Annotated in this window: 12 protein-coding genes; 6 read left to right on the top strand and 6 right to left on the bottom strand. The window is 73.1% G+C overall.

Translation table 11 applies throughout. The annotated features are described in order from the left end of the window. Positions 1 to 935: type I glutamate--ammonia ligase (locus tag NBZ83_RS24175; RefSeq protein ID WP_498041075.1), on the bottom strand; the 935-nt coding region annotated here is incomplete at its 3' end. A 432-nt stretch (positions 936 to 1,367) separates the two neighbouring features. Here NBZ83_RS24175 and NBZ83_RS24170 point away from each other — a divergent pair. Next, positions 1,368 to 2,540, top strand: coding sequence for an amidohydrolase family protein (locus NBZ83_RS24170; RefSeq protein ID WP_261565568.1), 1,173 nt, complete (start codon positions 1,368 to 1,370; stop codon positions 2,538 to 2,540). Between the two features lie 260 nt (positions 2,541 to 2,800). Beyond that, the gene (locus tag NBZ83_RS24165) at positions 2,801 to 3,361 is read left to right on the top strand and encodes a DinB family protein (protein WP_261575861.1); all 561 of its coding nucleotides are present in this window, start codon (positions 2,801 to 2,803) and stop codon (positions 3,359 to 3,361) included. Between the two features lie 91 nt (positions 3,362 to 3,452). Here NBZ83_RS24165 and NBZ83_RS24160 read toward each other — a convergent pair whose 3' ends face one another. Beyond that, positions 3,453 to 3,905: a VOC family protein gene (locus NBZ83_RS24160; protein ID WP_261565570.1), complete on the bottom strand. Its 453-nt coding sequence runs from the start codon at positions 3,903 to 3,905 to the stop codon at positions 3,453 to 3,455. 98 nt (positions 3,906 to 4,003) lie between these two features. On the opposite strand from NBZ83_RS24160, the gene NBZ83_RS24155 reads away from it, so the two are divergent. Then, the gene (locus NBZ83_RS24155) at positions 4,004 to 5,107 is read left to right on the top strand and encodes a helix-turn-helix transcriptional regulator (RefSeq protein ID WP_261575860.1); all 1,104 of its coding nucleotides are present in this window, start codon (positions 4,004 to 4,006) and stop codon (positions 5,105 to 5,107) included. A 66-nt stretch (positions 5,108 to 5,173) separates the two neighbouring features. Here NBZ83_RS24155 and NBZ83_RS24150 read toward each other — a convergent pair whose 3' ends face one another. Then, a complete protein-coding gene (locus NBZ83_RS24150; protein ID WP_261565574.1) occupies positions 5,174 to 6,712 on the bottom strand; it encodes a sensor histidine kinase in 1,539 nt (512 codons plus the stop codon). Further along, a complete protein-coding gene (locus NBZ83_RS24145; protein WP_261565577.1) occupies positions 6,709 to 7,428 on the bottom strand; it encodes a response regulator transcription factor in 720 nt (239 codons plus the stop codon). The genes NBZ83_RS24150 and NBZ83_RS24145 overlap by 4 nt, the downstream gene beginning before the upstream one ends. A 297-nt stretch (positions 7,429 to 7,725) precedes the next feature. Between NBZ83_RS24145 and NBZ83_RS24140 the strand changes: the two genes are divergently transcribed. Together NBZ83_RS24140 and NBZ83_RS24135 are read left to right on the top strand one after the other, a co-directional pair. Further along, positions 7,726 to 8,664: an acyl-ACP desaturase gene (locus NBZ83_RS24140; protein ID WP_261565579.1), complete on the top strand. Its 939-nt coding sequence runs from the start codon at positions 7,726 to 7,728 to the stop codon at positions 8,662 to 8,664. Between the two features lie 126 nt (positions 8,665 to 8,790). Then, positions 8,791 to 9,345: a hypothetical protein gene (locus NBZ83_RS24135; RefSeq protein WP_261565684.1), complete on the top strand. Its 555-nt coding sequence runs from the start codon at positions 8,791 to 8,793 to the stop codon at positions 9,343 to 9,345. 49 nt (positions 9,346 to 9,394) lie between these two features. Here the strand turns inward: NBZ83_RS24135 and NBZ83_RS24130 are convergent, their stop codons facing one another. After that, positions 9,395 to 10,039, bottom strand: coding sequence for a dTMP kinase (locus NBZ83_RS24130; RefSeq protein ID WP_261565581.1), 645 nt, complete (start codon positions 10,037 to 10,039; stop codon positions 9,395 to 9,397). Further along, on the bottom strand, positions 10,036 to 10,479 hold the full coding sequence (locus tag NBZ83_RS24125) for a hypothetical protein (RefSeq protein WP_261565583.1): 444 nt from the start codon (positions 10,477 to 10,479) through the stop codon (positions 10,036 to 10,038). The genes NBZ83_RS24130 and NBZ83_RS24125 overlap by 4 nt, the downstream gene beginning before the upstream one ends. A gap of 277 nt (positions 10,480 to 10,756) precedes the next feature. On the opposite strand from NBZ83_RS24125, the gene NBZ83_RS33445 reads away from it, so the two are divergent. Next, the coding region (locus tag NBZ83_RS33445) for a histidine kinase dimerization/phosphoacceptor domain-containing protein (protein WP_261575859.1) at positions 10,757 to 11,478 on the top strand (722 nt) is incomplete at its 3' end.

The following is an 11,478-nucleotide window of genomic DNA, read 5'->3' as shown; positions in this document are numbered from 1 at the left end:
GCCGACCCTGAACCCGCCCCGTACCCGCTGGGCCCGGTCACACCGGATCCGGTCACACCGTCGCCGTCGCCGTCGCCGCTCTCGCCGCCATCGTTCTCGCCGTCGCCCCACAGACTCAGGTGGACGTGCCCGCCGTTGCCGACGCCGTCGGCGAGAACCTTCGGCGCGAACGAGGCGCGCAGGCCGTGGCGCCCGCTGACCGCGCGCACGGTCTCCTTCACCAGCACGCAGGTGTCGGCGGCGCCGAGCGGGTCCTGCGCGGCGACCGAGACCTCGAACTGGCCGGCCGCGTACTCGGGATGGATCTGCTCGACGACGAGACCTTCCTCGGTCAGCGCCGTGACCACATCACGGAGGTAGTCGCCGAGCTCGGCGACGCGGGTCATGCCGTAGGCGGGGCCGCGGGCGGCGGGGACGAACCCATCGGCGCCGGCCGGCGCGACGGCCCATTCGATCTCGAAGGCCATCGCGACCCGCAGCCCGCGTCCGGCCAGGCGCAACGCCTCGACCCGGACGAGATCCCGAGCGTCCTGGGGATGGGGCACGCCGGTCTGATCGCGACGATCCACCGGCGCCCACGCCCACCCGGGTTGGGCGGCGAGCGCGGTCAGCCGGTCCAGGTCCGGATGCAGCCGAAGGTCGCCGACCGGGCCGCCGGCGAAACGGCCGACGGTGATGCTGTCGTCGACACCGAACGCGTCGAACACGGGGGATGCGCCGATGCCCCAGACCACCGCCGCGTCCAGCTGGCCAACCGGCACCCCCTTCATCCGGGTGATGCCACTGTTGTCGACGAAGGTGCAGGCGACGCACACGACCCCGCGCACCTCCAGGTGCGTCGCCGCGTGCCGAGCCGCGGCGGCGAGCCGGTCGCGCTCGTGGCCGTCGGTGGCGCCGATCCGCGGCGCGGCCCGGTCCCACGCAGGGCCAATCATGATCGTCCCGCCCGCGGATGCCTCGGGTGGCACGGAGATCGCTGTCCCACGGATGTCGCCTTCCCCACGAATCCCACCCTCGCTGGGTCTCGCCTGACACCATGCTCGCGCGGCCGCGGGCCCGATGCCGGGTGAGACGCTGGACGAGACCCCGCTCACACCGCCCCGACCATCACGGACAGTGATATTCAACCATGATCTCACTGGAGATGCCCACCGTGCATCCGGGCAGCCGTCAACAGTTGTCCACAGCTTTCGCCCCGGCAAGAAGATCTGAAAACACGTCAACATCACCAATGTTCGGCTCGACTATCCCCAGGCAGGCCGAAGTAATCCACAAGTTATCCACAGCCGCAGCACGCAAGTGTTAATTACGCAAAGTGATGTCCCTGGCTAGGCATGCTCCCACCGCCCAGCGGGGATCAGTCGGGGATGGGGCGCTCCGGAGGCGTCGGCGAACCTGATCTCGTCGATCACGCACTCGTCGATCACGAGCTCGTCGACCATCACTGCCACGGCCTCGTCCGGCGCGATCTCACCCGCCCGGAGTTCGAGAGCATGCTCACCGAGGCCGATCGACCCGGCCCGGCGGGCACCACAATGTTCGACAGCCAGATCGGCTTCGCCGTGCGGCGCTGGTGCGCCCCGGCGCTCGACCTGCCGCCGCACGCCGACCCCGAGACCTACCTGGAGCGGCGGGCCGAGCTTGGCCACACCGAGGTGCACCGGCGGCTGCTGGGGGCGTCCGGAATCACCACCTTCTGCGTCGACACCGGCTTCCAACCCGAGCCGCTCACCTGCGCCGAGGACCTCGCCGCATTCGCCGGCGGACGAGGTCTCGACGTCGTGCGCCTCGAACGGATCGCGGAACAGGCGGCCGTGGACGTGCTCACCGGGCAGATCGGGGTCACCCACCTCGCCGACACGGTACGCACCCGGCTGGCGGAACGCACCCCGTCGACGGTCGCGGTGAAGTCGGTCGCCGCCTACCGTGCCGGGCTCGACCTGCCGGCGCGGCGGCCCACCGATCGGGAGGTCTCCGCTGCCACTCGCACCTGGATCAACGAGATCCGAGGTGGTGCCCCGATCCGGCTGCACGACCCCGTCCTGCATTCGTTCCTGATCTGGTGCGGGGTCGAGGCGCGGCTGCCGGTGCAGATCCACGTCGGCTACGGCGACGCCGATCTCGACCTCGCCCGCGGCAACCCGCTGCTGCTCACCGGCCTGCTGCGGGCGATCGCGCCGACCGAGGTCACCGTCTTGCTACTGCACTGCTATCCGTTCCACCGCGAGGCCGCCTATCTCACCCAGGTCTTCGCCAACGTTCACTTCGACCTGGGACTCTCGATCAACAACACCGGGCGCGGCTCCATCGGTCTGATCGCGCAGGCCCTCGAACTCGCCCCGTTCGGCAAGTTCCTGTTCTCCACCGACGCCTACGCGCTCGGCGAGCTGTTCCTGCTTGGCGCGACGCTGTTCCGCCGCGGCCTGGCCACCTTTCTCGCCGAGGGCATCGACGACGACGCCTGGACCGCCGCCGACGCCGCCCGGATCGCCCGACTCATCTGCGCCGACAACGCCCGGCGCGTCTACGACCTGCCCTGACCAGCGATTCCGAAATTCTCATGACCGTGGGTAGTCATCACGTATCCTGTCGGCGGCGCGCGGCCACGGCCGACGGATGCATCTGATCCGAGGGACTCCCAGCCACTCGATCAGATCCCCACGGCCACCGACCACTCAGGACCTCACTCGCGTCGCTGTACGCCCATGTCCCTGGGCCCGCACATGATTGAGGTCAGATTCTGACCGGAAGTTCCCCTAGCGTCGATCCCAATCAGACGGGCGACGGAGGGCAACAGGCAATGACCACCACGAGAACCGACGCGACCGGCGGCCACGCCGCAGACATGGCCGCGCCCACGCTCACCGGCGAGCGCGCCGACCTGCTGGCGAGCCTGGCGCGGCGGCGCTTCTTCCTCCGGTTCACCGTGCAGAACCTCGACGACGAGCAGGCCGGGCGGCGCACCACCGTCAGCGAGCTGACCCTCGCCGGCCTGGTCAAGCACGTCGCCGTCATGGAACACCAGTGGCTGAACTTCGTCCTCGTCGGCGCCTCGGCATTCGACGGTGACATGACGGCCCGCCAGGATGAGTTCCACGACGGCTTCCGGCTGCTGCCCGGTGAGACGCTGGCTGGTGTGCTCGACCGCTTCGACGAGGTTGCCCGCCGCACCGAGCGGATCGTCGCCGAGGTCGCGGACCTCGACGACGCCCACCAGCTGCCCGCGGCGCCCTGGTTCGAGCCCGGCGCGAGCTGGTCGGTGCGGCAGGTCCTGCTGCACCTCATCGCCGAGACCGCCCATCACTGCGGGCACGCCGACATCCTGCGCGAGGCCCTCGACGGCGCCCGCACCATGGGCTGACTCCCCACGCCGCGCGGCCGGCCCGCCGCCGCGGCCCGCCGTCAGCGGGCCGCGGCGGCACGACACCGGCGGAATCACGCCGACCTCGGCGTCAGCCCGCGTCGGCGGCGGGGACCGGCGGGCACAGGCAGAAGGGGTGACCGGCGGGGTCGAGCAGCACCCGCCAGCGCTCGCCACCGGGCTGGAACGATGCCTGGGTGGCGCCGAGCTCCTCCGCGCGGGCGATCGCGGCGGGTAGGTCCGCGACCCGGAAGTCCAGGTGGAACTGCTGCGGCACCTCCTGGTCCGGCCAGCGCGGCGGCCGGTAGTCCGCCACCCGCTGGAATCCGAACGTGAGCGCGGTGCCCGGCGGGGTCAGGTAGGCCCAGGCGCCCCCGTCGTCGGCACCCCCGACGCCCCAGCCGGTCAGCTCGCCGTAGAAGGTCGCGAGCTCCCGGGCGTCCGGGCAGTCGAGCATCAGCCCTGCCCATGCCGCCGGCGTGACGCCCGCCGAGGACGTCGCCTGCGCGGTCGCCGCGCCGCCGACCGTCTCCGTTCCCGTCATGGTCATCTCCCATCGGACCTGGTGGTGTTGCCTGCTCCACCCATCCTGGGCGGGATACCTGACTTCTCCTGTCAGGATTGGCGCGCGAAAATGTGGGCGTGCGTGCCAGTCGGCTGCTGTCCGTCCTGATGCTGTTACAGACGCGCGGCAAGCTGACGGCGCGCCAGATCGCCGACGAGCTGGACGTGTCCATCCGGACCGTCCACCGGGATCTGGACTCCCTCGCGCAGGCCGGCGTCCCGGTGCTGGCCGACCGGGGCGTCACCGGCGGCTACCGGCTGCTCGCCGGCTACCGGACCCGGCTGACGGGGCTGACCGCGGACGAGGCCGATTCGCTGTTCCTCGCCGGGATGCCGGGCGCTGCCGCCGAACTGGGCCTCGGCGCGATGCTCGCGGCAGCCGAGCTGAAGCTGATGGCGGCGCTGCCGGAGCCGCTGCGCGAGCGGACCGGCCGGGTCCGCGAGCGCTTCCACCTCGACGCGCCCGGCTGGTTCCGGGCGACCGAGGACACGCCGCTGCTCGCCGAGGTGGCTGACGCGGTCTGGGCGCAGCACCGCCTGCAGGTCACCTACCGGCGCTGGCGGGCCCCCCGCACGGTCGACCGCGTGCTCGACCCGCTCGGCGTCGTGCTCAAAAGCGGCACCTGGTACCTGGTGGCCGCCGTGCCCCCGGACGCGGACGCGACCCGCGACGGCGGAGAGAGCCCCGACGGCGGAGAGAGTCCCGACGGCGGAGAGGAAGGTATGTCCGCCGGTCTGCGGGTGTACCGGGTCGGGAAGATCCTTTCGTTGACGGTGACCGGGGAGTGCTTTGACCGGCCGCCCGACTTCGACCTCGCCATCTACTGGGCGACGTGGACGGCCCGCTACGAGGCCGGGGTCTACCGGGCGACGGCGACGGTGCGCCTGTCCCCGGCGGGGGTGGCGATGGCGCCACTGCGGCTGCCACCGGCGGTCAGCCGGGCAATACGAAACAGCGCGGGCGCACCGGAACCGGACGGCTGGATCCGGGCGCGGCTGCCGATCGAGTCCGTCCGACACGCGCAGGGCGAACTGCTGATGCTCGGGCCCGACCTGGAGGTGCTCGATCCTCCCGAGCTGCGCGCAGCCCTGGCCAGGGCGGCCGCCGCCCTCGCCCATCTCTACGCCGCCGACCCGCCGGCCCCCGCCGGGAGCCGGCCGGCACCACCGGACAGCCCCTGAAGCGCCCGCGGGCGTCCTCACGGCGCCGGACAGCTACGGTGCCTGCGGCTCACGGTGCCGTGCGGCTCACGGTGCCGTGCGGCTCACGGTGCCGTGCGGACCCGACGAGGTGGGTTCGGTGGCCGGCGCAGGCAGCAGGAGGCGGAAGGTGGTGCCGGCGCCGACGGCGCTGGTGACCTCGACGCGGCCGCCGTGGGCCCGCGCCGTCGCCGCGACGATCGCCAGGCCCAGCCCGCTGCCGCCGCGGCCCTGGGCCCGGCTGTCCGCGGCCCGGTAGAAGCGGTCGAAGACGTGGTCGGCGACCTCTGGCGGCATGCCCGGCCCGTGGTCGATCACGTCGAGCACGGCGCCGCCGGGCGGCATCGAGCTGACCGGTCCGGCAGGTCGTCCCACCGGGCCGGTCGCTTCGGCGGGCCGGGCGGGCGGTGCGGGCACGCCGCGCAGGCGCACCTCGACGGCCGCGTCGCGCGGGGTGTGGACGCGGGCGTTGGTGAGCAGGTTGCCGACGAGCTGGCGCAGCGCGTCCGAATCACCGAGGACGGGGCAGCTCGCCGGCAGCTCGGCGCGCACCGGGCGGTCGGGGGCGGCGGCGCGCAGGTCGGCGACGGCGTCGCGGACGAGGGCGGCGAGGTCGAGCCCGACGCGCCGCGTCGGGCGCCGCTCGTCGAGATGGGCGAGGTAGAGCAGGTCGTCGACGAGGCTGCCCATCCGCGCAGCCTCCTGCTGGATGCGGTGCAGCGCCTGGTCGGTCTCGTCCGCCGGCACCATGCCGGCGCGCAGCAGATCGGCGTAGCCACGGATGGACGTCAGCGGCGTGCGCAGCTCGTGCGAGGCGTCGGCGGCGAACCGGCGCACCTGCTCCTGGGAGGCCACCCGGGCGGCGAACGCGGCCTGGATCTGCCCGAGCATCGTGTTGAGCGCCGCGGCGAGCTGCCCGGTCTCGGAGTGTGCCGGCCCCGCCGGGACCCTGCGGTCGAGGTCGCCGCCGGCGATCGCCGCCGCCGTGTCGACCATCTGCCGCAGCGGGCGCAGGCCGCGGGTGAGCCACAGCCAGGCCAGGGCGGCCATCGCGACGAGCAGCGCCGCACCGACCGCCAGCTCGATGCGCACCAGCCGGCGCACCGTGTCCGCGACCGGCCGCAGGGGCAGCGCGACGAGGACGCGGGTGCCGCCCGGGAAGTCACGCTGCACCGCCCGGTAGCGCTGCCCGTCCGAGACGACCGTGAAGGTCGGCGAGGGCTTCGACGAGCCCGCGTCGGACCGTCCGGCGAGGTTCAGCAGCGGGGCGGCCGGTGGCGGGGGGCTCGCGGAGCCGGCCACCCGCAGCACCGTGCCGTTGGGGCGGCGGATCTCCACCAGGTAGTCGGTGGGGCCCACGGCCCGCTCCACCCCGGCCCGCTCCGCCCCGGCCCGGCCCGGCATCGGGGAACGGGTCAGCAGGGCGGCGAGCGGCAGCCGACCGAGCACCTCGGCGCGGCCGAGCTGCTGGTCGACGCGGTCGTAGAGGTAGGAACGCAGCGCGAACGCGCTCGCCGCCCCGGCGACGGCGAGGCCGAGGGCGCACAGCGCCACCAGCCCGGCCATCAGCTTCAGTCGCAGCGTCACCGACCGCTCCCCGGCGCGGGCCGGCGCAGCGCATACCCGAATCCACGCTGGGTGTGGATGAGCGATGGCCCGTACCGGCCCAGCTTGCGCCGAAGGTAGCTGACGTACTGGTCGACCACGGTGGGCTCGCCCGCGAAGTCGTAGCTCCACACCGCGTCGAGGATCTGCGCCCGCGACAGCACCCGGTTGGGGTTGGTCAGGAAGTACCGCAGCAGGGTGAACTCGGTCGGCGACAGCTCGATCGGCTCGCCGCCCCGGCGGACTACGTGGGTGTCCGGGTCGAGTTCGACGTCGGCGAAGCGAAGGGTGGCCGGCGGTTCGGGCTCGGACTCGAGCCGCGGCGGGGATGTCCGGCGCAACACGGCCCGCACCCGGGCGATCAGCTCGTCGACCGCGAACGGCTTGGTCACGTAGTCGTCCCCGCCGTAGGTCAGGCCGGCGATCTTGTCGCGGTGGGCGTCGCGGGCGGTGAGGTAGACGACGGGCACGCTCTGACCGCCGGCCCGCAGGGTCCGGCAGACCTCGAAGCCGTCGACGTCGGGCAGCATCACGTCGAGGATCATCAGCTCCGGGCGGGCCTGGACCGCGAGCTCCAATGCCGCCCGGCCGGTCGCCGCGGTCAGCACGTCGAAGCCGTGGAAGCGCAGGGCCATCCGAAGCAGGTCGACGATGTTCGGCTCGTCGTCGACGACCAGCACCCGCGGGGCTCCTGCCATGTCCGGCTCCCTCGATGTCGCGCGGCGGCGGCCCGGCGGCCGCTCCGGACCAGGGTCAGCGCCCGGGTCAGAGCCAGCGCCGGCGTCCGGGATCCGGGATCCGGACGCCCGAGTTCATCGGAGCATCGTGAGAGTTTCATGTGAAGGGACCGGCGAGTCACCTCGGCCGGGCCACCCCGGGCCGGTGGCGAAAGTCCTGGTGGCGCAGGCGGACTGACCGGCCGGAACAGTCCGGCGGCCGGGAATCCACACCCGTGGGACATGGTTGACGCCCGCCAATTCTGGAACAGTTCGCCAATGAGATCACTCACGGACACCGAGCTACTGCACGAACTGGAGCCCGTCGCCGAGGCGAACGTGAACCGGCATCTCGGCATCGCCACCGAGTGGATGCCGCACGACTACGTCCCCTGGGGCCTGGGCCGGGATTTCGACACCGTTCCCTGGGAGCCCGGCCAGTCGTCGCTGTCGAAGGCCGCGCAGATCGCCTTCGAGGTCAATCTGCTCACGGAGGACAATCTCCCGAGCTATCACCGGGTCATCGCGGAGGGTTTCACCCAGGATGGCGCCTGGGGCACCTGGGTGCACCGGTGGACGGCCGAGGAGGGCCGCCACGCGATCGCGATGCGCGACTACCTGATGGTCACCCGGGCGGTCGACCCGGTCGCCCTCGAACGTGACCGCATGTACCAGATGGGCAGGGCGTTCAACCGGCCCGGCATCACGCCGCTGCAGTCGATCGCCTACGTGTCCTTCCAGGAGCTGGCCACCCGCGTCAGCCACCGCAACACTGGGCGCTTCTGCGCGGAGCCGGTCGCCGAGAAGCTGCTGGCCCGCGTCGCCGCGGACGAGAACCTGCACATGATCTTCTATCGGAACCTGGTGGCCGCCGCCCTGGAGATCGCCCCGTCCCGGACGGTGGAGGCCATCCGCGACGAGATCCTCGGCTTCCAGATGCCCGGCACCGGCATCCGCGACTTCGGCCGCAAGGCCATCCAGATCGCTCGGGCCGGCATCTACAATCTGCGCATCCACCATGACGACGTAGTGACGCCGATCCTGCGCCAGTGGCGTTTCTTCGACCTGACGGGACTGGACGCCGCGGGCGAGCAGGCCCGCGAGGAGGTCGCCACCTTCCTCGCCGGTCTCGACGCGACCGCCACGCAGCAGCAGGCGAAGTTCGACCAGACCCAGGCCCGGTTGGCCCGGCGCGCGGAGACCCTGACCGCCGTCTGATCAGACGCCATCTGATCAGACGGCATCGGGCGGCGCTGCGAGCTCATTGTCCGTAGTGTCCCGGTCTGGGATGCACGTGCTACGGTCCGGCCGTCGCCACCGTCGACGGATGGAGCCCGCTTGAGCGTGCACCGAGGGAGCATCCGCGGGATCAGCATCCCGCAGCTCGGGCTGGGGATCGTCGCCATCGCAGCGGTGGCCGTCGCGGTCCTGATCGGGCCGCGCGGCGCCCCCGCACCGGACGACGCGGTCGGCGCCAGGGAACCGACCCCCCTCGTCACCGACGGCACCACCACCGCCCCCTCGAGCGGCCGGCTCCCTGCCAGCCGCCCCTCCGCCGCCGCTTCGGTCGCGGCCGGCGGAGGCACCACCTCGCCACCGGGCGGGCGCGGGGTCGTCCTCGCCCCACCTCGGCCCGCCACCGTCCGGGTCGCGTCGACGGCGAACCCGGCCTGGGCCGGTTCGCGCACCGGGAGCACCTCGGGTACCGCAAGCACCGCGGGTACCTCGGGTACCGCAAGCACCGCGGGCACCGGCTCGCCGGCCATGACCGTGGTGGCGACGTCCGGGCCAAACCACGCCCCGACGCCCGCACCACCGGACCGCGGCTCGAGTGCCGATTCCGTCGTCGTCGTGCGGATCCCACCGATCGACCTGCCGAGCTGCCTCGTCGACTGCTGACCCGCCGACCCGGGTCGCGGGGTTGCGGGGTCGCGGGGTCGCGGCGGAATCACCGCAGAAGCGCGCCGAGCCACCCGTCGATGGTGTCGACTCCGCCGTCCCGGTCGACGATCAGCCAGGGCGAGATCCAGTTCCGGGCGGCCAGATCCTCGTACATCCGCGCGCACCGCGCCTGCAGTCCGCCGTCGGTCTCGAAGGCGTCCAGCGGCCGGTCCGGGTCGTCGCCGGCCCGCGCCGCCGCGCCCGCTCGCGCCTTGTCGACGGGGACCCGCAGCAGCACCTGCAGGTCGGGGGCGGGCAGGGACAGGGAGCCGAGCTCGAGGTCGGCGACCCAGGCGGGGAAGCCGGCACGCTCGGCCGCCGGCAGCCGCGCCGCACCGTAGGCGGCGTTCGACGCGATGTACCGGTCGAGGATGACCACATCGTTGGCGCCGGCCAGGGCGTCGAGCTCGGGCCGCGACGCCGCCCGATCGAGCGCGAACATCATCGCCGTGGCCCGGGGCGCGGCGGCCAGCGGGGCAAGGCGGGCGTCGCCCCCGAGCAGGCCGCGCACGGCCGGACCGAGGGGCTCGGCGTTGTACCGCGGATAGGCGAGGGTCGCCACACTGCGCCCGGAGTCGGTGAGCCGGGCGACGAGCCCGCGGGTCAACGTGTACTTGCCCGCCCCGTCAATGCCCTCAATGGCAATGATCATCCGATCACCGGCTGTCGGCGGAAGTGCTCCACCACCGCGTCGGACCAGCTCAGCAGCCGGCCGGCGAGGATGGCGGAGATGCCCGCCCGATCCGCCGCCGCCTCGATCCGGGCATAGCGCAACTGAGGGGGCAGCAGAGCCACCGTGCCCGCCTTGCCCTGGAAGGTCGCCCACAGCCCGGTGAGGGCCCGGCCCTCGATCGGCGCAAGGGCCGCGGCGGCGGTGCCGAGCACGGCGCGCGACCACCAGCCATCCCCGCGGATGACCGCCGACGCCGCCGGCTCGCCCCGCACCACGTCCAGCCCCCCGACAACCAGGTTGTTCGCGTTGCGGACCGCGACCAGGGGGTGCCGGTACTCCAGCTGGTCGCCCCGCTCGGCCAGGCAGGCCGCCAGATACCACAGCGACAGCAACGTCGGCGGCGTTCCCGACACGAGCATGCGGCCTCCCACCGACGGCATCCACCGGATCCGGTCGGGAGCGTAACAAGGCGGGCGGCGCGTGGTCCGCATGCCAGGACAGGTACGCCGCGCCGGGTACGTCGCGGCAGGTACGCCGAATACGCCCGCTGACGGATGTCATGACGCCACCGGCTCGCTACCTTCGACGTTGATGGCGAGCACGGAAGACAGGTCGGCGGCCGCGCGGGCGGTGGCGCTCGCACGCCCGTCGCCGCCGCCCGGTCGACGAGTGCGCCGCAGGAGGCCCCTGCGTGCCGTGGGGGACATCACGGCTCTGGTCGCCGCCGCCGCCGTGGTCATCGGCGGATCGAACGGTGCCGCCCAGGACCAGGTTCCACCCGCCCACGCCCTCGACGCGCCGGCGTTCGTGCTGCTCACCCTGCTCGCCGGGACCGTCCTGCTGCGCCGCCGGGCCCCGCTGGTGATGCTGCTCGCGACGAGCCTGCTGCTCGGCCTGTTCTTCGCCGCCGGCTACCCGCACGGCCCGGCGGTCGTCCCGCTGGTCGTCGCGGCGTTGTCCGTCGGCCTGCGCCATGATCGGGGCACATCCTGGCGGGCGGTGCTGGTCGCGAACGTCGTCCTGCTGGCCGGGTCGGCCGTGGGCCACGCCCGCGGCTACGCCACCGGCGGCTGGGGGCTGGTCTTCGGGATGGTCGGGGGGATCGCGCTGTGCAGCGTGCCGGCGCTCGTCGGCGCGCTGATCCGACTTAACCGCTTCGCCGCCGCCCAGGCCGCCCAGGAAGCGACCCGACGCCGGATCGAGCAGGAACGGCTGCGGATGGCGCGCGAGGTGCACGACGTGGTCGGGCACAGCCTGTCCGTCATCTCGTTGCAGGCCGCGGTGGCCCTGCATGTGCTGGACCGGCGGCCCGAGCAGGCCCAGGTGGCGTTGGAGGCGATCCGCCGCACGAGCGTCGACGCACTCGGCGAGCTGCGTTCCACCCTCACCCTCACCCACGCCGGCCGGCAGGCCACCCC

The organism is Frankia gtarii (assembly GCF_025403375.1).
Lineage (GTDB): Bacteria > Actinomycetota > Actinomycetes > Frankiales > Frankiaceae > Frankia > Frankia gtarii.
This window is presented reverse-complemented; position numbering and strand designations above follow the sequence as displayed.

Excerpts from the sequence above, each read along its gene's own strand:
- NBZ83_RS24140 (WP_261565579.1), top strand. The coding sequence starts at position 7,726 with ATGAGATCACTCACGGACACCGAGCTACTGCACGAACTGGAGCCCGTC.
- NBZ83_RS24160 (WP_261565570.1), bottom strand. The coding sequence starts at position 3,905 with ATGACGGGAACGGAGACGGTCGGCGGCGCGGCGACCGCGCAGGCGACG.
- NBZ83_RS24145 (WP_261565577.1), bottom strand. The coding sequence starts at position 7,428 with ATGGCAGGAGCCCCGCGGGTGCTGGTCGTCGACGACGAGCCGAACATC.
- NBZ83_RS24170 (WP_261565568.1), top strand. The coding sequence starts at position 1,368 with ATGGGGCGCTCCGGAGGCGTCGGCGAACCTGATCTCGTCGATCACGCA.
- NBZ83_RS24125 (WP_261565583.1), bottom strand. The coding sequence starts at position 10,479 with ATGCTCGTGTCGGGAACGCCGCCGACGTTGCTGTCGCTGTGGTATCTG.
- NBZ83_RS24130 (WP_261565581.1), bottom strand. The coding sequence starts at position 10,039 with ATGATCATTGCCATTGAGGGCATTGACGGGGCGGGCAAGTACACGTTG.
- NBZ83_RS24165 (WP_261575861.1), top strand. The coding sequence starts at position 2,801 with ATGACCACCACGAGAACCGACGCGACCGGCGGCCACGCCGCAGACATG.